The organism is Synechococcus sp. RSCCF101, from assembly GCF_008807075.1.
In the GTDB taxonomy this organism is placed as follows: domain Bacteria; phylum Cyanobacteriota; class Cyanobacteriia; order PCC-6307; family Cyanobiaceae; genus RSCCF101.
In genome coordinates, this window is record NZ_CP035632.1 from 467,437 (window position 1) to 485,792 (window position 18,356).

Consider the following 18,356-nt stretch of genomic DNA (forward strand, 5'->3'; position numbering starts at 1 on the left):
GCTGGAGCCAGCGTCACGATCCAGCTCCGGGACGCCATGGCCCTCTGCGCCCTTGAAGTGCCGCTGTGTCAGCGCTTCGCATCACTGTCCAACCAAGATTCAGGGATTAGAGTTGTCTGGGATGTTGATGTCTTTGACTCTGCATGAGTCGTGCTCAGCCACGTCCGATTGTCAAGTGGGCTGGCGGCAAGCAGGCCATTGCCCACAGCATTGTGTCCTGCTTTCCCTCCATCTCAGGCACCTACTACGAGCCTTTTCTCGGGGGAGCGAGTGTGTTCATGAGGCTCAGGCCGGCCAGGGCTGTGTTGAACGACTCCAATTCCTGGCTGATCGACACGTACATCGCCGTCCGTGAGAACTGGCGTGCGGTTGCCGCCATTCTGCACGAGCTGCCGAACACCAGGGCCGACTACCTGCGGATTCGGCTTGAGAGCAGGACCTGCACCTCTCCGTGGCGCAGGGCGGCCTATTTCGTGTATCTTAACAAGACCTGCTTCAGGGGGCTGTATCGGGTCAACAGGCAGAACCATTTCAATGTGCCCTATGGCGCCTACAACCGCAGGTACTTTGATGAGAACAACCTCGCGTTGGTCTCTGACAGCCTTCGTTCGGCCCAGCTTCGTTCGACAGACTTCGAGTGCTCGCTTGCCGGTGCCCGCCCGGGTGATGTTGTCTACTTCGATCCTCCCTACTACAAGCTCGGCGGCTATTCCGACTTCAATCGCTACACCTCTGCACAGTTCAGAGAGCCGGATCACGAGCGGCTGGCGGCCCTGTGCCGTAAGCTGGATGCCATGAACATCCGCTGGTTTGTCAGCAACAGCGACACGGACTATGTGCGCAGATTATTCGCTGGCTACTCCATTCGCTCCATCGCCAACCGGCGTGACATCAACCTTGTTTCGAGACGACGGGGTGTTCGTGAACTTCTGATCTCGAACGACCGCCTGGATGATGATGGGTGATGGCTACTTTCTGTTGAAATATTGGATAGTCGGTCTGTTTACCAGAGCCATCATGATCCTGACGTGGACCCGGGCCCACTCCAGGGGGCCACGACAGTGATCGAGGCCTTCAGAAGGGCGGAACGTTCTCCGGGGTGAGTTCCTCAGCCAGCCGCTTCCAGATCTCCTGCGCATGGTTGGTGTCGGGCTCCGAGTCCCGTCCGCTCACAGTCACGATCGCGACGCTCAGCTGCTGGTCTGGTAGGTAGCCGTGCAACACCCCCTGCCCCCCGAAGAGCGGCGTCTGGACGACCCATCCATTGATCAGAACGACGCCGAGACCGAAATGCACACCATCGGGAAAGGAACGGCAGACCGTGGCAGGGCACTCTTCGGGCGGCGATCTGTGTTGAACTGGCGAGTCCACGGTCATGGTTGCCATGGAGGTCTCTCTCAACAGCTCTCCGGTCCCGACAGCCGTTGCCGAGCGAGACAGGTCACAGAGCGTTGTGGCCAGCACTGCGCCAGGAGCCGTCTGCCAGGACGGATTCCAGAAGGTCGACTCCTCGAAGGGGCCACGCTCCCGTGTGGTGGTGTGCAGGACCGGCGGGGGCAGAGCCGGCGTTGTGACTGGGATGGTGTGTGCCAGACCCATCGGCTCGATCACCCGCTCCAGCAGCAGATCAGCCAGGGACTTCCCTCCCGCCCTGGCCAGGGCTTCGCCCAGCAGCACGTAGTTGGTGTGGGAGTAGTTCCAGGCTGAACCCGGCGGATACAGCGGGGGCGTGGCGAAGGCGATGGTCAGGAGTTGCTCGGGCGAGAACGCCTGAAAGGGGTCGTCTGCGAATGTCGTGAGGAAGCCCTCGTCCGGCACGTAGTCCGGGTAGCCGGACATGTGTCGGGCCAGCATCCCCAGTGTCACCAGGTCCGCGTTGGGCAGCTCTCGATGGGGTAGCCAGCGCGAGAGCGAATCAGTCAGGGAGACCTCCCCCGACTCCGCCATCAGCATCAGGAGCGTGCCCATGTAGGCGAAGGCCACGTTGCCGTTGCGAAAGCGCTCGGCTCCGGTCAACGGCACACCCACCTGGTTCTCCCCGACCAGCCCTTCCGCGATCAGCGTCCCGCTCTGCGTGATGCGATACAAGGCTGCCGCCAGGCCTCGCTGGTCCACCTGCTTCTGAATGATGCGGCTGGCCGTGGCTCCGGCGCCTCCAAGGCTGACGGTCTCGACCCGGCAGGGTGCTGGCTGGGTCTGCCCCAGAACTGGAGCCCCCGCCATCACCAGCACCAAACCCAGCAGAGGACGGATGAGCCCCATCGACCAGAACCCTGCCATGGCTGCTTCTCCTGGGCCCCATGTGTAGCCATGGGCAAGTACCCAGTCCGTTGACGCAACATGGGCAACCCAGGTCAGTCCCTCACAAATGTTGTCAGGCACCAGATGAAGGTAGAAATACCCATCCCTTCGATCTGCGCTGGGGCTGGTGGATTGTGTGGGATGTCGGTTTTCTACCTCGCGCCATCAGCGAGGGCTGGCTAGACCGTGGAAGTCGATGCAACCGGCTGCTATGGCCATCACCAGAACCGACGATCTCCACATCGTCTATCTCGACAAGCAACCCTTTGCGCTTTGCAGCGACCGAGCTGAGGCGCTGAAGCTCTCATCCGTTCTGCTCAAGACCCATCAGGCCAAGCAGATTGCCATGTTGCATGCCTGAGGGGGAAGCATCAATGCAGCGCCCTCACAAGGGTGACCGAATGAGTGGCACCAGTGCTTGTGAGGGGCCGTCACGCTGCTGTGTTGAGATCAACTCATAAGCACGTGAACGTGTGGTAATCAATGCACTGAGGGCCAATGCCCAGAGTCACGACTTCGCCGCAGACCCATAGCGATACCGCCACAGGGGTGCCTCCGCCGCTCACCGCTTCAAGCTCCTGGTCGGAAAGCTGCTGAACTTTGGAGGATTCAGCCTTGATGGCTCTGATGTCAGCCGCGGAGATCTCAAATCCTGCCTCCTTGGCAATGAGGGAAACCTGTTCGCTTGTTGCGGCTGACTGTGCTGCCTGCTTGAGCTTGGCTTGGTTGCGTCGCTTGGAGTGGTGTAAATCCCGAGGCCTGTGATCTGATCGGAGATCAGTGATCAGGCAGCTGCAGCGAGTGCAGCTGTTGCCCGATCTTGGACCGGTTCGCTGGTGTTGTCCAGCTTGGCCATCGACTGTTCAGAGAACACGCGACGGCCATCGAGCTGCCACTCCTCCTGCTGCTCCAGCAACAGTGCTCCCACCAGTCGGATGATCGCGGCGTCGTTCGGGAAGATGCCGACGACGCGGGTGCGGCGCTTGATCTCCTTGTTCAGCCGCTCGAGCGGATTGGTGCTCCAGATCTTGCGCCAGTGCTCCGGCGGGAAGGCCCGGAACGCGAGGACGTCTTCCTTGGCCTGCTCCATCAGCGCCGCAGCAGCGGGGAATTTCTCGGTGAGCATCGTCGTTACCTGCTCCCACTGCTCCCACTGCTGCCCTGCGGCCCGGGCCTCGGGCTGAACGAACACCGAGCGCAGGGCGGCAGCCACCATGTCCTGGCTTCCCTTGGGCACCTTGGCCAATAGGTTGCGGGCAAAGTGGACGCGGCAGCGCTGCCAGCTGCAGCCCTGGCAGCACCGGGCGATGGCCTTCTTGAGGCCGGCGTGGGCGTCGCTGATCACCAGTTGCACGCCTGAGAGCCCGCGCTCGCGCAGGCGGCGCAGGAAGGCGGTCCAGAACGTCTCATCCTCGCTGTCGCCCACCTCGATCCCCAGCACCTCGCGCTGGCCGTTGCCGGTGATGCCGACCGCCACGATCACGGCTCTGGAGATCACCTGCCTGCGGGCCGGATCCCGGCCGTGAAGGTAGGTGGCATCGAGGTAGACGTACGGGTAGCGGCTGAACTCCAGAGGGCGCTGCAGGAAGGCCTGCACCTGGGTGTCGAGGCCCTGGCAGATGCGGCTGACCTCCGATTTGGAGACGCCGCTCTCACAGCCCAGCGCCACCACCAGCTCATCGACCTTGCGCGTCGAGACGCCCGAGACGTAGGCCTCCATCACCACGGCCCAGAGGGCCCGATCCACGCGGCGGCGGGGTTCCAGCAGGGAGGGGAAGAAGCTGCCTGTGCGAAAGCGTGGGATGCGCAGCTGGATGTCGCCGGCTGGCGTTGCCAGAAGCCGGTCACGGCTGCCATTGCGATGGCCCCGACGCTCAGCTGTGCGCTGATGGCGATCGGCGCCAAGGGCAGCAGCGGCCTCGGCCTCGATCAGGGCCTGCAGTCCCTGGCGCACCAGTTCAGGGATCAGGTCACCGGCGCTGCCGCTGCCAAGCAGCTGGGCCAGCTCGCTGGCGGCAGAATCAGAAATGGGTATGGTCTGGTCTCAGGACGATGGTAGTGCTCCGACCAGGGTCACAGACCAGCCCACCCATTCCCCCGCAGGGGATCTGAGGACGAGACCGTCAGCACCGGCTACGCCGGTGCTGCTCCTCAGGATTTACACCACTTGGTGGGACGCCCCCGCTGTCTCCGGGCCAGGTGGAGGAGAAGCGATAGAGCTCAACAACGGCACTGTTGTAGTTGAGCATCGCGTTGGCCCGCTGTTGCACCGATTGCGAGAGCTGCTGGATGGTCTGCACGACGCTGGTGATGTCACCGACCCCCACCTGGAAGCGTGCCCGCGCCGCCTCCTGGGCGAGCTCGGCGCTGCGATAGGCCTGCTCAGCACTCTCCACGGCCACGCGTGCGGTCCGGAGCTTGGCGTAGGAGGAGCGAACCTGCTGGGTCACCTGCAGTTCACTGGTCATCGCTCTGGCCCGTTGCTCCCGGGCCTGGGCCCGTAGCGCCTGGGCGTTGGCGGCCTGAATCCCACCGTCGAAGATCGACCAGGTGAATCCGATCCCCGCAGCGGCACTCCATTGACGGCTGAGGGCGTAGCGCTCACCGGGGTCCTCCGGAACAGCCACCGATTCGTAACCGTTGAGCAGGTTGAGCCCGCCCGTTCCGACCAGGGACACCACCGGCAGGGTGCTGCGCAGGGCCGCAATGCCGCTCCAGTCAGCGGCTTCTGCCGCCGCCAGGCTGGCCAGAATCTCCTCCCGCTGGCGGCGGGCCTGGTCAATCGTGTCCTGCAGTGACAGGGTCCACTCCCCCTGAAGCCGGGCCCGTTCACTGGGGATGGCGAGGCTGTCGGCGGGAAGGGCCAGGCTTTCAGCGAGCCGGGCCGATTGCTGGATGTAGCGATTGGTGAAATCAACCAGCTGGCTCAGCTGGCTGAACAGCTGCGATCGGGTCTGCTCCACATCGAGCACGGTCACCATGCCGACGCTCTGCTGAGCTTCCAGCATGCTGAGCTGTTGCCTGTTGATGGCGTAGATCTGCTGGAAGTTGTCAATCAGGAGTTGACTGCTCTGAATGGCGAAGTACTCCTGCTGGATCTCCAGAATGATGTTGCGTGCGCTGATGTCAAACAGGTACTTCTGCTGTCTGAGGGCTTCAGAGGCGGCATTGATGTTGGGCTGCCGGCTCAGATCAAGCATGGTCCAGTTCACACTCGCTCCGCTCTGCAGCGCCAGGGCCTGGGATTTGGTGGCGACCTGGCGTTGCTGGTCGCCAAGGCGGGCGCCGGGCAGGGCATAGGCGTTGCGGACAAAGGTGCCCCACTGATAGCCGGCGAAGGGAACACCGTTCGAGAGCTGCAGGGTGGGATACCACTGGCGCTGTGCGGCGATCAACTGCCATTCGAACTGCTGAATGGTGCTGAAGGCTTCCAGGAGTCTTGGATTGTTCTCGAGGCCGAGCCGGATGGCCTCGCTCAGGCTGAGGTCCACCGCTTTCGAGCGGACCAGCTCCTGCAGGCTGTTCAGTGTGTCGACCAGCGGCCCTGGATCGGGAGCAGCGCTCGACGGATTGAATGGAAGGGGCGTCAGCTCCTGGGTCTGGGCTGATCGTCCCCAATCTGCGGCAAGGCTCGCCGTGTTGAGTTGGCTGGTCTGCGCAAAGGCAATCGCCAGAGTGGCAATCGACCATTTCCGAAGGCGCTGCTGCGCAGAGGACGCCACTTCCAGTGCAACTTAGATGTGAATGTTATCCCTTGGATTGGCAGCGTCAAGCTATGGTTCACGATTGGTTTCAGGGGATCACTCTGGCGCCGTAATGTTGTTCGATAACGTCACTAATAGCGCCAACGCTTACATCGACAACAGAGTCCACTCCAGCGATTGGGGAACCTTCTTCGATCAGGACGCCTTCCTTGCGTTGGTCATCAGTGGGGCGGAGCCATTCCAAAGCCACAGGCAACTGGTGATCGTTGGAATCAGCATGAACCAGGTGCCGAAAGGTGCGATCAGCCAACCTGCGATGGGTGCCGGCAGCAGGGATCCAACAATCCCAGTCGCGATGAGCACGGCCAGTGGTGACACGAGGATGAACCAACGCGGGAACATCGTGTCACCACGCAGGAGCGCCGCCGCAAGCCAGAGCGTTCCGAGTGAGAACGCCACCATGGCCGTGAAATCCCCCATGATGAAATGCTCCACGATCAGGCGATTGGCCATGGCGTGAAAGGCTGGGTCTGTCGAGCCCACCAGCGACTGGGCCTGAGCGAGCACACTAAGAAAGGCCCAGCCGGCGTGCTGGATTCCTCCGATCATCAGCAGGGCGTAGGCCAGCAGCAGGCAGGGTGCCGTCGACCACCAGAAGCCAGCTTGGCGCAGCCCTACCCACCACGGATAGAGGCTGAGGGCATAGAGCGGATAGAGCCAACCAGCGGTCTGAGCGATCATGATCTGCCAGTGCGGACGCCCCGCGGCCGTCATGATCACGTCCGCGATCTGCGGGGAGAAGTAGTCCGATCCGGACAGACCGGCCGCGTAGCCGTAGAGGCTGTCGCAGACACCGTTCCAGAAGATCAGCGGTGCCACCAGGCATCCGATCAGACGGATGCGCCGTCGCTCCCGTCGCGCTCGGATGGAGCCGGCTGAGTTCACCCCGCCAGGAGTTCCATCGGCGCGTCTTCGGCGGGCGCCAGCTTCGGCAGGCGTGCCAGCGGTTCGGACAGGCGCACTCCGATGGTGCAAACGAAGATGTCGGCCACACACCAGCAGACCGAGCCTTTCAGATCCCGGGCTCCCATGTCGGGATGGTTGCTCACATCAAGCGTCACCTCTGTGCCGGACTCGAGTTTGTGATCTCCGATCAACAGGAGGCAGAACCCGGACAGGCTCACATCCAGGAGATCGGCCACGATCCACTGGTCGCTGTCGGTCGAATCGCTGCGGATGCGAAGCGGCGCGCAGGAGACGACATCAAAACGTTCGCTGTCCCGCCGGCTGCCGCCGCTCGGCTCAGACGCCTGTGGAAGAAGGCTTGGCCGGAGTTCTGTGTCGACGCGCACGGATTGAGACGTTTCGTCAGAAGGACCGTTGTTATGCGGTTGAAGGCTGTTCATCCGATTGGCCTCCCGGTGGTTGGACGTCCAGACAGCAAGCTTTTGCGTCTGACCCATCGTGCCACGACTATACCGATCAGCTTCCGTTCTGACCACCAATGCTCATCTGAGCTGGGCGATTCCTGTCGCCCGATCGGCTCCGCCATCTCCGATGTCGGGGCCTGAGCTCGAGAAGCGCCCCCGGGACAGCGATGTGCACTGCTGTTCCTGATGCTCCACGGCGATCTGATAATCGATTCGACTGATCGCGCGACCATGCATTCTGTCTGGAATCCTGTCAGTGACCTCTTTTCATGACTCTGGCCTGGCTATTGATGGGCCTGGGATGTGTGGCCGGGCTGTATGCCACTGTCGGCCATGCCGGAGCCTCCGGTTACATCGCTGTGTTCGCCCTCGCCGGCTATGAGGGCAGCGCGATCAGACCCATCGCCCTGGTGCTCAATGTGCTGGTGGCCAGCCTCGCCACGCTTCATTTCCATCGAGCCGGCCACCTTCGTCCCGGTCTTCTGCCACCGCTGCTTCTTGCATCCATCCCCGCTGCCGCCCTGGGCGGAGCGATCGCTCTTCCCAACAGGGCGCTCCAGCCCCTACTCGGGATCATCCTCCTCCTGTCCGCCGTGCGCCTGTGTTGGAACCCAGCATTGGACCGTCCCTTGCGCGGGGTTCCGCCGATCGCCGTGGTGAGCGTCACCGGCGCCGGGCTCGGTTTCATGGCTGGCCTCACCGGTACCGGTGGAGGCATCTTTCTCACTCCCTGGATGATCCTGAGGGGCTGGCTGTCGCCGCGTCAGGCCGGAGCCATTTCAGCGGTGTTCATCCTCGTCAACTCCCTGTCCGGTCTGGCCGGGCTGCTGGTCCGGCAGGGTCCCGAGCTCCTTCCCTCCCCAGCCAGCCTGGTTCCCATGGCTCTCGTGGTGATGGTCTGCGGGGCTTTCGGGGCCTGGTGCGGCAGCCACGCGATCCCGCCCCGCTGGATTCGCCGGCTCCTGGCGCTCGTGCTTCTTGTCGCCAGCGTGAAACTGCTGGCCGTTCGGTTCTGATGCCGCGCAGCACTGGTGTGCCTGGCTGGCTCACGTCGGCTCCCAGTGCACCGGATCGTTCATGACCATCGGGCCCGGCGTGAGCACGCTCAGACGGATTCCAGCCGTGACCCGGTTGTGTCGAGCCGTCGCGCGAAGGATCTCAAGATTCTCGACCAGATCTCCCTGCGCGAGGGTTGTGATCACGCAGCGCGGACATCCACCATCCACATGCAGCCGGGCGGTTGCCCCGATCCTCAGCACACCCCCTTCCCAGCCTTCCTCCACGAAGCCGCTCTCGCTGACCGTGGGCTCGATCAGGAGATTGGGGCGGAAGCGTTCCACAGCGAAGTCATGGTCGGGTTCGAGCTCCCGAAGGCGCCTGAGGGTGGCGGTGCTGATCGCATGGATGGCGCAGGCATCGAAGAAAGTGCCCTCCGGCAGCACGAGCTCATTCGTCACGTTCTGGTGGGCTCGTCCTTCGACCGGGGGCCAGTACTGATCCAGGCTTGCCCCCTTCGGCGGCTGGTGGATCAACTGCACGGCTCGTCCGAACCGTGCGCTGAGACGTTCTGCGAGCTTGGGGTCCTCGCTCGTCAGCATTTCTGTGGCATCCGGGGCCTGTCCCAGCGGGCCTTCCACCGCCACTGGCGGAAGTGGCGTGCCGGGGGCGGGTTCTTCAAGGAAGCGCGCCCGGTACTCAAGCAACCCAGCCCAGGGTCGGGGATTCTTGGCGCTGGCGACCCGTCGGGCCTCCGGATCCCAGAGGGCATAGCTCCGATCACCTTGTACCCCACGTGCGTCCAGATCCAGGCTCTGCCGCCGTTCCCCGAGCATGGATTTCACCGGGTAGCGCCACAGCCCGCGAATGTGTCCCACCAGGGCGCCCGGTTCCGGTGCGGTCATCGGATGCTTCGTCGTCGTCCGTGCATCAGTCTCCAGCGCGGAGTGGTGGGAGAGGAACGGTCTGGACCGAATCATCGATCCAGCCACAAACACCACGTCATGGCGCTCTTTCCGTCAGGGTGGTGAAACCCCAGCTCAGGCTGTTTCAGATGACCGAGCCCATCCGTCCCTATCACGGCGGCCAGATCACCGGCAATGCGTCCGGGCAGTGGGCCGCCTTCTTCCCCGCCGATGGCGAACAGATCGGCTGCGGCCGGGAGGAGAACGAAGAGGAAGCCCTCTTTCGCGCCCAGGAGTGCATCGACAACCACCTGGCTGCCCTGGAGACGATCGAGGGAAGCGATCGTCGTTCCGATTGACCACACCCTCCTGGCTTCCATCCCGGTCCGCGGCTAGCACTAGGGGGAGAGGGTGCGCACGATGACTGAACAGTGCTGCAACTGTCGGTTCTGGCAGGAGAAAGACGGCAGAAACGGCCAGTCCCACTGCCGCAGACGACCGCCCGTGCTCGTGGCGCATGACTACCAGGCCGGTCAGACCAATCCGCATGTGATCTGGCTGCAGCCGCAGACCTCCCCCTTCGACTGGTGCGGTGAATGGGAGCCGGCCTCTGAGGCTGCTATCTCAGCCGCCGATGTTGAGACGAAAAGACTGCAGACGAGCCCTCTGCGCAAGCGCCGGCAGCACAGAGATCATCTCGCTGCGGCTCGCCACCAGCTGATGGCCAGGAAGGCCGCCGAGGCGGCGAGCGGAGGTCCGGCCGCTCCCTCCCTGCCGGATCCACCCAGTCGCCCGTCCTTCGTGGTCGGAAGTGCCCGCGATCGAGACCGGCATCACTGGGACGGCTGGCACGGCTAGATCTCAGTCCGTGCGCCAGCAGCGAAAGGCCGAGAGTGAATCAACTCTCCCGAAAGCCTTCATGTTTGAGCCCTCCGAAAAGGCGTAGGACAGAAATGTGCTCAGACCCTGACAGGGTCTTGCTTCTTCCCTCGCTGAGGTGGCCCCCATGCCCTACCTGGCTGAAACACTCGCTGCCCGCTACGGCATGCATCGTCCGGGACATCCACCGAAGCTCGCCCTGGTGCACATCGATGCCCACCGTGGCGATGGCTGCACCACTTACAGCGTTGTGGTGGCGCGCCCCACTCCTGGCCATGCCCGCGCCGGCTTCACGGCACCGGAGTGCGTGTTCATGGGCTCCAGTGATGAGCTCAAGGATTTTGTCTTCTCTCTCGGTCGATCCAGGCAGGCCACGCGAGCAGCCTGATCACCGATCACCGGATTCATGAGCGTGCGGCTGGGGCGGCCAGCCGCACGCTCATGAATCCACCGGAGCGGGACGTGCTGCCAACAGGCAGACGGCAACCACCAGGCAGATGGTCACAAACATCGTGAAGACCATCATCACGATCTCAACCTCCGAAGCAACGAACAGCCGATCACCTCGGCCTCCAGGACCGAATCCGGCCTGTACAGCCTGAGGTTCAGATGACTCAGCGGCCGGATCAATGGCGCTGGGTTCGACGCATGATCCGAACGTGCGCGCTGTTCACATCCCTCCGAAGCTGATCAGCAGTCTGGAGGTTGATTCAGCGACGCCTGAGTTCCTCTGATGCGTCTCTCTTTTCATCATGACAGCCGCAAAACCCGGGCTGACGATGGATTCATGAAGGACCGCAACCATCTTTACAAACGTTATTGACATTGCCGCGCTCGTCCGGCCCGATCCGGTCCCGGATGCCGTGGGCTCCGGCAGGCAGAATGGAGTTCTCAGCCGGGTGTGAGCGCCCTGCGCGGACCCCATCCCATCCCCACGCCCCATCCGCTGACCCCGAGCACCCGACCATGGCTGGAAGGAGATTCAACGTTCTCGTCCTGGTGGACGACGGGCCCCTCTCCAAGCAGATCGACACGACCCTGAGGCGCTGTGCGTTTGTGGCCCGCCATGGCTACGCCCGTCGCGCCGAGGACGTGCTGCGCAAGCTCCCGAAGGGCTGGGATCTGCTCCTGATCGACCCTGCCACCACCGATCTCGATCTCGATCCGCTGCTGCGGTCTCTGGCCGGCCAGAGCCGATGCCCCGATCTGGGCCTGCTCACTCCGGACCCGGACGCGGATCTCGGCGCCGTGATGAGCCTCTGCCACTCCTGCGACATGCAGGTTCTCGGCTCACTGCCCGCACCCTTCACCGATCAGCAGCTGAACGGTCTGCTGCATCCGGCTCCGCCTCCGGTGCCCTCCTTCACGCCCGTCGCCGCCCCACCGGTTCCCCTCGATGCAGCGCAGATCCGGCAGGGCCTTCGCTCCGATGCCGTGGCTGTGGCCTTCCAGCCCCAGCTGTTCAGCAAGGGGGGCAAACTGCGGGCCGTGGAGGCCTTCCTGCGCTGGCGTGATCCCAGTGGCGCCATTCAGCCTCCGGTCACCGTGCTTCCCATCGCCGAGCGCTGCGGCCTGTTGCCCGCCATCAATGATCAGGTGCTGGCCCGTGCCGTGAAGCAACTGGCTGACTGGCACGCCAAGGGCCTGTCCCTGCGCCTGTGCGTGAAGATGCCCGCCCCGATGCTGCACGGCAAGGAAACGGTCGAAGCGCTGATGACGCTGCTGGAGGACGCGTCGGTGAAGCCATCCGACATCATCCTCCACATCGAATCGCTGCCGCCCGACCGGAGCCTGGTACCGGTGCAGCAGAAAACACTGAGCGATCTGCACGACGACGGCTTTCTGCTCTCAGCCCTCTGCCCGATCATCATCCCGAACGACTTCATGCTCTCGCGTCTCTCGCGCGTGGTGTTCGATGAGTACCGCATCGATTTCAGACTGGCCCAATCGGGAACACTGTCGCATTCGCTGATGCAATCCACCCGGCGCTTCGTGACGGCGGTCCGCGATGCCAGCAAACTCGCTGTTGCCCAGAATCTGGAATCCGATGCCGATTACCAGATCGCCATCGATGCGGGCGTCGATGTGGTGCAGGGCTTCTATGTCTCCAAGCCGCTTTTCCCCGCTGAGTTCGAGGCCTGGCACCGCGCTTCGGTCGCTGTCTCCTGATCCGCCTCCCCGGCGACGTCTCCGCCCGCAACCAACCGCAGCAGGCGTCCGTCGTGGCCGCTGTCGGTGAGCACGTAGAGGCATCCGTCCGGTCCCTCCCGCACATCACGAACCCGCTGCCCGATCCGCAGGGCGCCCAACTCGACCACACTCCCATCACTCAGGCGGCGCAGGTGACGCACATCCCGTGACACCAGCCCGCCGGCGAACAGGTCGCCCCGCCAGGCCCGCGTCATGCCGCCACCGTGAACCGCCAGTCCCGATGGTGCGATGGCCGGGGTCCAGACGTGCTGCGGATCCTGCAGGCCCGGCGCTGATCGCCGGGGTGTGATCTCGGCTCCCGAGTACTCCCGGCTGTGGGTCACCAGGGGCCAGCCATGGTTGCCGCCCGGGCCGACCCGGTTGAGCTCGTCACCTCCGAGGGCGCCGTGTTCACTCGCCCAGATGGCTCCTGCGCCGGCATCACGGGCCAGCCCCTGGATGTTGCGGTGCCCGAGGCTCCAGACCGTCGGCTCGGCCCCCGCGTCTCCCACCAGTGGGTTGTCGGCGGGAATCGAGCCGTCGTCGCGCAGGCGCAGCAGTTTGCCCAGGGCGCTGCCCTGGTTCTGGGCCTGCTCACGGATCAGTGCCCCATCCAGCGTCAGGGGCGGATTGCCCCCGTCCCCCACCGACATCAGCAGGGTGCCGTCCTCCAGCCAGAGCAGCCTCGATCCGAAATGCTGGCTGCCCCGCTTCCACTGCGGCACTGCGTAGAGCACCTCCGGTTCGATCAGCCGCGTGCCCTCGAGGCGGGCCCGGGCCAGGGTGGTGCGGTTCCGTTCGGTGTCGCCCGCGGCGTAGGTGAGGTAGATCCAGCCGTTGCGCTCGAACTGCGGATGCACGGCGACCTCCAGGAGGCCGCCCTGGCCCGACGCGAAGACCTCGGGCACGCCACTCACCAGCTCGGGCGTGGCCTGCCCGTGCCGGAACAGCTTCAACGCCCCGTCACGCTCGCTGATCAGGAGGGCCCCGTCCGGCAGCCAGCTCATGCTCCAGGGATGCCGAAGTCCGCTGACGATCACCTCCGCCTGCAGCGATGCAGCGTCCGCGGGAGCGGTCCGGGCGTCGGACGGTGTGTAGGGGACCGGCAGCAACTCGACGCCTGCCGGGCGGCTGCAGGCCGGCGCGGCCGTGAGGGCCGCCAGCAGCATCAGCAGGCCGGCGCCTCTGTGCCAGCTCCGAGTCACCGGTGGCTCGCCATGAACTCAGGGATGGCCTCAGCGGGGAGGGGGCGGCTGAACCAGTGCCCCTGGCCCAAGTGGCAACCGCGCTGCCGGAGAAAGGCTTCCTGCTCAGTGCGCTCGATTCCTTCGGCGATGATCTCGAGATTCATGGCATGGCCCAGGGAGATGATCGCTTCGGCGATGGCGATGTCGTCCGGATCATCGGGCAGGTCGCGCACGAAGGATTGATCAAGCTTCAGGCGATTGATCGGTAGCTTCTTCAGCATGCCAAGGGATGAATAGCCGGTTCCGAAGTCATCCACGGAGACCATCACCCCGGTTGCACGCACCTGATCCAGCTGGGCGATGCTGCGGTCGGGCTGTTTCATGATTGATGATTCCGTGATCTCGATCTCCAGCTGATCGGCCGGAAATCCCGTGGCGGAGACCACCATCGCCAGGTCCTCGGCGAAGCTGCTGCGCAGCAGCTCCGGTGTGGCCACATTCACGGCCATGTGTCCGATCGCCAGCCCGGCCTCCAGCCAGGCTCTGCCATCCCGGCAGGCCTGTTCCAGCACCCACCGACCGATGGGGCGGATCAGGCCGCTCCGCTCGGCGAAGGGGATGAAGCGCGACGGTGCGATCACACCGTTCTGGGGATGGCGCCAGCGCAGCAGGGCTTCCATGCCGCTGACCCGCCGCGACTGCAGATCGAACTGGGGTTGATAGACGAGGAACAGTTCCTGCCGATCCAGCGCCTGCTTGAGCCCCGTTTCGAGAAACACATGCTCAAATGCCTCGGCCGTGAACTCGGAGGAATAGAAGAGCACGGTGTTGCGGCCTTCATCCTTCGCCTTGTACATCGCCGCATCGGCATTGGCCAGCAGGCTGGACACGTCTGCCCCGTCGGCCGGATAGAAGCTCAGCCCCATGCTCGCGGTGATGCTGATCGAGATCCCATTCACCGTGTAGGGGTGTTGAAAGGCCGCCAGCAGATCGTCCACCACAGCTCTGGCCGCCTCACGAGAGCTGACGTTCTCCAGCAGCACCACGAATTCATCGCCGCTGATCCGGGCCAGGGTGTCACTGGCGCGGACCCGCTGACGGATGCGGGCGGTGATCTCGATCAGCAGCTCATCGCCGGTGCTGTGGCCCAGGCTGTCGTTGATGTGCTTGAAGCGGTCGAGATCGATGAACAGCACCGCCAGGCTGCTGCCGGCGCGACGGCATCGCTCGATGCTGTGCTGCAGCCGCGAGGTGAACAGCGTGCGATTCGGCAGATCGGTGAGGGGATCGTGGTGCGCCAGATGATTCAGCCGCTCCTGGTGCTGTTTGAGCAGGCTGATGTCCGAGAACACGCCCACATAGCCGCTGGGCTGCTCAGCCTCATCCACAACGGTGCTGATGGTCAGCAGTTCAGGAAAGATGGCGCCGTCTTTGGAGCGGTTCCAGATCTCACCATGCCAGTGGCCCTGCTGCTGCACCTCCTGCCACATGGCCTCGTAGAAGCGGGCGTCGTGACGACCGGATCGCAGCAGGTTGGGATTGCGGCCGATCACCTCCTCCCGGCTGTAGCCGGTCACTCTGGAGAAGGCGTCGTTCACATCCAGGATGCTGCCGTTGAGATCGGTGATGATCACCCCTTCGGCGGTGGATTCGAACACGGCAGCGGCCTGCTGCAGGCGGCGCTGATCCTGGCGGGCCCGAGTCACATCCCTGGCCACGATGAAGATCAGGTCGTGCTCGACTCGGGCCTCCGCTGACCAGGTCAACTGATGCAGGGCCCCGCCCGCGTCCCTGACCCGACAGTCCAGCTCCATCGTGGTCCCCTCGCGCTGGCAGCTGCGGAACCGCTCAAGGAACAGCGTCCGGTCGATGGGATCGATCAGGTCGGTGGCCGCACGGCCGAGCAACGCCGCGGGCTGCAGCCCCAGCACCCGGGCCCAGGCCGGATTGGCGCGCTGGATGCGCCAGTCGAGGTCGGTGATCAGGTTGAGCGTGTTGGCCTGCTCGAAGAACTGGTTGAGCGCCAGCTGGTCCTGCCGTTCCCGGGTCACATCGATGATCACGCTGTCCCAGGCGGTGCCACCATCCGCCAGGCGCCTGGGTGTGCCGGTGCCGCTGACCCATTTGATCTGCCCCGAGGGGGTGCGCATGCGCCACTCGTGTCTCCAGAACTCCAGCGTGTCGGCCGATCGCTGCACCGACTCGGCGAGCCCCTTCACATCGTCGGCCAGCACCTGGCTCGACAGCGCGGAGGCATCGTCCACCACATCGCTGGCGGGAATCTCCCAGAGATCGATGCAGCCCTTGCTCATGTAGCTGACGGTGTCCGTACCGTCGGTATTGAGCACATATTGAAAAATGGCCCCCGGGATGCCGTTCGCGAAGCGGCGGAAGCGATGCTCCGCCTCCTGCAATGAATCGCTGTAGACCTCGGCCCGGTCCTGCATGACGATGATTCGGTTGCACGGCGCGGCCTGACGGTGTCGGTCGCGCGGCGGACTGCCTCCTGCTCAGGCTAGATCTCCGTTTCGGCTCTGACAGCCGTGGTCTGGCTGCTCAGCGGCCTCCTCGGCCGACCGCTGTGAGGCGCCGGGACCCACGCCGCGCTAAATCTGAAGAGAACCTGAAGGGCTTGAGTCATGGTCATCTCCCGCCAGCCCAATCTCCACGTCGTCTACCTCGACAAGCAGCCCTACGCGCTCTGTCACGACCGCAGCGAAGCGCTCCGTGTCACGGCCGGGCTGCTCAAGGACCACCACGCCAAACGCATCGCCCTGCTGCACGCCTGAGGGACCCTTCCCAGCCGCCTGCCCCGATTCAGAGGGCCAGCAGGTCCGCCACATGCCGGTCTTCGGCATCGATCAGTGAGGCCAGGATCACCCTGCCGCCCAGGTCATGCACCCGCTCTTGCAGCTCACTGAAATCCGCTCGGCTGAGCAGCAGGTAGATCAGGGAACTGTCCGGCTGCATCAGGGCGTCGATGGCCTGGCAGGTCGTCAGGTTGATGCCCACCCTGCCCAGGGCGGTCTTGTCGTCCTTCTCGTGGATGGTGCTGATCAGTTCACCCCAGAGCCGGGTGCGATGGCCGGTGATGGCGCCGATGATGTCGGCATAGGGCTTGATGCGCAGCTTGCCTGATCGGTCGCGGGTCACCACCACCGCGTCTTCGAGGAAGGCCAGGGCGTCGTTGTTGGCCTTGAGAGCGTCCAGCATCACCTCATCGGCCCGGTGACGCCCGGCAAAGCCCACAACAACCAGCTGATTCATCCTGCTGCCCCTCCTGTTGCTGGGCTGACCGTAGCCGGCGCTTCAGGGGCTGAGGCTGAGCAGGAGGATGAGGCCGCTGCTCAGCAGCAGGCTGGCGAAGGTGCAGGCCATGCCGACCACCCTCTGGCGGATGCGCTCCGCCCGCCTGGAGACCGCCAGCGCATGCACCACCCGGCCGATCAGCAGCAGGGCGCCATCCACCAGCAGCACTGCGGTGGCCGCTCCCAGTTGCTCACAGGCCATCAGCAGCAGCAGGCCGAACGGCGCGTATTCAGCACAGTTGGCATGGGCCCGGATCGCCCGCTGCAGGTCGACCCGATCGCCGTCGCCGAGGGCCACCCGGAAGCGGTTGCGCAGGCGGATCGTGCGCAGGCTCAGCACCACGAACAGCAGGGCGATGGCTGCGGCGAAGAGAGGCCAGATCATGAGGTTCCGCTGTCAGGCCTGTGAGTACAGCCCGAAGGGATTGCCCTCGGTGTCCTCGCAGATGGCGATGCAGCCGTAGTGACCCACCCGGCGCTTGCTGCGCAGCACCCTGCCTCCTGCCGGTTCGACCCGTCCCTCCTCAACGGAGCAGTCGTCGCACTGGAAGTAGACCAGCGTTCCTCCAGGCCCCGGTGGCATCTGGGGCATCAGGGTCAGGGCACCACCCGCGCCCACCTGATCGTCCCGCATCGGGAAGGCCCAGTAGTCCGGCACCTCCTCGGTGGGCATGTTGGTGAGGCTCACTCCCAGCACCGTTTCGTAAAAGCGGCGGGCCCTGGCCATGTCGCTCACGCCGAGTTCAAACCAGCTGACGGGGTTGCCGGGCATGGACCGATCCGATCAAGGATGGGTTCAGGCTATGGCGTTCAGAGCAGCAGGCTGAGCACCGACATGCCGAAGCCGAAGCCAAGAACGAGTGTGATCGGATCCATGGAGCTGTCTGCTGCACCAAGGGCATCGTCAACCCGTGAGCACCACCAGAGCTGTGATCGACACCGCCCCCAGCCGTGATCCTGCTCACACCGGGAGCCTGCGGTTAGCTTGCCCGTGAGCGCAGCGGCCGCGGTGACACAGCCTTCGTCGGTGGCCGGACTCGCCCGCGCGATTCAGCTCTCGGTGGCTCCGGTGTTCCTGCTCACCGGCATCGCCGGCCTTCTGAACCTCTTCACCGGACGCCTGACGCGCATCGTCGATCGCGCCAGAAACCTGCAGAACGCTCTGGACCGCCCCGAGGTGGTGGATCGGGCCCGGATGGAGGCCGCCCTGCAGGTGCAGCGGCGCCGCACGTTTCTGATCAACCGGGCCATCCTCTGCACCGGGATCACCGCTCTGCTGGTGGCCGGCGTGGTGGCGGTGCTGTTCATCAGCGCCGTGGCGGCCCTGGACCTGGCGGTGATCGTGGTTCCGGTGTTCGTGCTGGCGATGCTGTCGCTGATTTCCGGTCTGGTGCTCTTTCTGCTGGAGGTGCAGATGGCGATTCGCCAGAACCCGCATCGCTATTACTGACGCACG

Annotated in this window: 20 protein-coding genes; 8 read left to right on the top strand and 12 right to left on the bottom strand. The window is 64.3% G+C overall.

The features are described from left to right. Positions 1–143: 143 nt before the first annotated feature. Positions 144–965 carry a Dam family site-specific DNA-(adenine-N6)-methyltransferase gene (locus EVJ50_RS02290; protein WP_150882175.1) on the top strand — a complete coding sequence of 274 codons (822 nt, stop codon included), beginning with the start codon at positions 144–146 and terminating at the stop codon, positions 963–965. Positions 966–1,074: 109 nt separating this feature from the next. Here EVJ50_RS02290 and EVJ50_RS02295 read toward each other — a convergent pair whose 3' ends face one another. Next, entirely contained in the window at positions 1,075–2,280 is a 1,206-nt protein-coding gene (locus tag EVJ50_RS02295; protein ID WP_150882176.1) for a serine hydrolase, read from the bottom strand. Positions 2,281–2,512: 232 nt separating this feature from the next. On the opposite strand from EVJ50_RS02295, the gene EVJ50_RS14470 reads away from it, so the two are divergent. Next, positions 2,513–2,662, top strand: coding sequence for a hypothetical protein (locus EVJ50_RS14470; RefSeq protein ID WP_191964836.1), 150 nt, complete (start codon positions 2,513–2,515; stop codon positions 2,660–2,662). Between the two features lie 94 nt (positions 2,663–2,756). Here EVJ50_RS14470 and EVJ50_RS15305 read toward each other — a convergent pair whose 3' ends face one another. The 5 genes from EVJ50_RS15305 to EVJ50_RS02320 all read right to left on the bottom strand — a co-directional run bounded on the left by EVJ50_RS15305 (position 2,757) and on the right by EVJ50_RS02320 (position 7,507). Beyond that, positions 2,757–3,089 carry a Nif11-like leader peptide family RiPP precursor gene (locus EVJ50_RS15305; protein WP_150884793.1) on the bottom strand — a complete coding sequence of 111 codons (333 nt, stop codon included), beginning with the start codon at positions 3,087–3,089 and terminating at the stop codon, positions 2,757–2,759. Continuing rightward, positions 3,086–4,336: an IS256 family transposase gene (locus tag EVJ50_RS02305; protein WP_191964910.1), complete on the bottom strand. Its 1,251-nt coding sequence runs from the start codon at positions 4,334–4,336 to the stop codon at positions 3,086–3,088. The genes EVJ50_RS15305 and EVJ50_RS02305 overlap by 4 nt, the downstream gene beginning before the upstream one ends. 88 nt (positions 4,337–4,424) lie before the next feature. After that, positions 4,425–5,792, bottom strand: a complete 1,368-nt coding sequence (locus tag EVJ50_RS02310; RefSeq protein WP_150882178.1) for a TolC family protein — start codon at positions 5,790–5,792, stop codon at positions 4,425–4,427. Between the two features lie 408 nt (positions 5,793–6,200). Beyond that, positions 6,201–6,884, bottom strand: a complete 684-nt coding sequence (locus EVJ50_RS02315; protein ID WP_225323039.1) for a hypothetical protein — start codon at positions 6,882–6,884, stop codon at positions 6,201–6,203. A gap of 62 nt (positions 6,885–6,946) precedes the next feature. Next, positions 6,947–7,507, bottom strand: a complete 561-nt coding sequence (locus tag EVJ50_RS02320; protein ID WP_150882179.1) for a PilZ domain-containing protein — start codon at positions 7,505–7,507, stop codon at positions 6,947–6,949. A 197-nt stretch (positions 7,508–7,704) separates the two neighbouring features. On the opposite strand from EVJ50_RS02320, the gene EVJ50_RS02325 reads away from it, so the two are divergent. Then, complete coding sequence (locus EVJ50_RS02325; RefSeq protein WP_191964837.1) at positions 7,705–8,451, top strand: sulfite exporter TauE/SafE family protein; 747 nt, start codon at positions 7,705–7,707, stop codon at positions 8,449–8,451. Between the two features lie 30 nt (positions 8,452–8,481). Here the strand turns inward: EVJ50_RS02325 and EVJ50_RS02330 are convergent, their stop codons facing one another. Then, positions 8,482–9,336 (bottom strand): MOSC domain-containing protein, encoded by an 855-nt coding sequence (locus EVJ50_RS02330; RefSeq protein ID WP_150882180.1) that lies wholly within the window; start codon positions 9,334–9,336, stop codon positions 8,482–8,484. A gap of 149 nt (positions 9,337–9,485) precedes the next feature. On the opposite strand from EVJ50_RS02330, the gene EVJ50_RS02335 reads away from it, so the two are divergent. The 3 genes from EVJ50_RS02335 to EVJ50_RS02345 all read left to right on the top strand — a co-directional run bounded on the left by EVJ50_RS02335 (position 9,486) and on the right by EVJ50_RS02345 (position 12,384). Then, complete coding sequence (locus EVJ50_RS02335; RefSeq protein WP_150882181.1) at positions 9,486–9,695, top strand: hypothetical protein; 210 nt, start codon at positions 9,486–9,488, stop codon at positions 9,693–9,695. A gap of 647 nt (positions 9,696–10,342) precedes the next feature. Then, positions 10,343–10,603: a hypothetical protein gene (locus EVJ50_RS02340; RefSeq protein WP_150882182.1), complete on the top strand. Its 261-nt coding sequence runs from the start codon at positions 10,343–10,345 to the stop codon at positions 10,601–10,603. Between the two features lie 578 nt (positions 10,604–11,181). After that, positions 11,182–12,384, top strand: a complete 1,203-nt coding sequence (locus tag EVJ50_RS02345) for an EAL domain-containing protein (RefSeq protein WP_191964838.1) — start codon at positions 11,182–11,184, stop codon at positions 12,382–12,384. Here EVJ50_RS02345 and EVJ50_RS02350 read toward each other — a convergent pair. Beyond that, the gene (locus EVJ50_RS02350) at positions 12,315–13,610 is read right to left on the bottom strand and encodes a PQQ-dependent sugar dehydrogenase (RefSeq protein ID WP_225323040.1); all 1,296 of its coding nucleotides are present in this window, start codon (positions 13,608–13,610) and stop codon (positions 12,315–12,317) included. The two genes, EVJ50_RS02345 and EVJ50_RS02350, sit on opposite strands and share 70 nt — an antisense overlap. Further along, positions 13,607–16,039: an EAL domain-containing protein gene (locus EVJ50_RS02355; protein ID WP_150882184.1), complete on the bottom strand. Its 2,433-nt coding sequence runs from the start codon at positions 16,037–16,039 to the stop codon at positions 13,607–13,609. Before EVJ50_RS02355 ends, EVJ50_RS02350 begins: the two co-directional genes overlap by 4 nt. Positions 16,040–16,231: 192 nt before the next feature. Here EVJ50_RS02355 and EVJ50_RS14475 point away from each other — a divergent pair, with 192 nt between their 5' ends. Next, positions 16,232–16,381: a hypothetical protein gene (locus tag EVJ50_RS14475; protein ID WP_191964839.1), complete on the top strand. Its 150-nt coding sequence runs from the start codon at positions 16,232–16,234 to the stop codon at positions 16,379–16,381. 28 nt (positions 16,382–16,409) lie between these two features. On the opposite strand, the gene EVJ50_RS02360 is transcribed toward EVJ50_RS14475, so the two are convergent. Genes EVJ50_RS02360 through EVJ50_RS02370 form a run of 3 tightly spaced genes read right to left on the bottom strand, consistent with a single transcriptional unit; the run spans position 16,410 to position 17,672 of the window. Beyond that, positions 16,410–16,859 (bottom strand): hypothetical protein, encoded by a 450-nt coding sequence (locus EVJ50_RS02360; protein ID WP_150882185.1) that lies wholly within the window; start codon positions 16,857–16,859, stop codon positions 16,410–16,412. A gap of 42 nt (positions 16,860–16,901) precedes the next feature. Then, complete coding sequence (locus tag EVJ50_RS02365) at positions 16,902–17,285, bottom strand: MAPEG family protein (protein WP_150882186.1); 384 nt, start codon at positions 17,283–17,285, stop codon at positions 16,902–16,904. 12 nt (positions 17,286–17,297) lie between these two features. Then, positions 17,298–17,672: a VOC family protein gene (locus EVJ50_RS02370; protein ID WP_150882187.1), complete on the bottom strand. Its 375-nt coding sequence runs from the start codon at positions 17,670–17,672 to the stop codon at positions 17,298–17,300. Positions 17,673–17,891: 219 nt separating this feature from the next. Here EVJ50_RS02370 and EVJ50_RS02375 point away from each other — a divergent pair, with 219 nt between their 5' ends. Next, positions 17,892–18,350 carry a DUF2721 domain-containing protein gene (locus tag EVJ50_RS02375; RefSeq protein ID WP_150882188.1) on the top strand — a complete coding sequence of 153 codons (459 nt, stop codon included), beginning with the start codon at positions 17,892–17,894 and terminating at the stop codon, positions 18,348–18,350. Positions 18,351–18,356 lie beyond the last annotated feature (6 nt).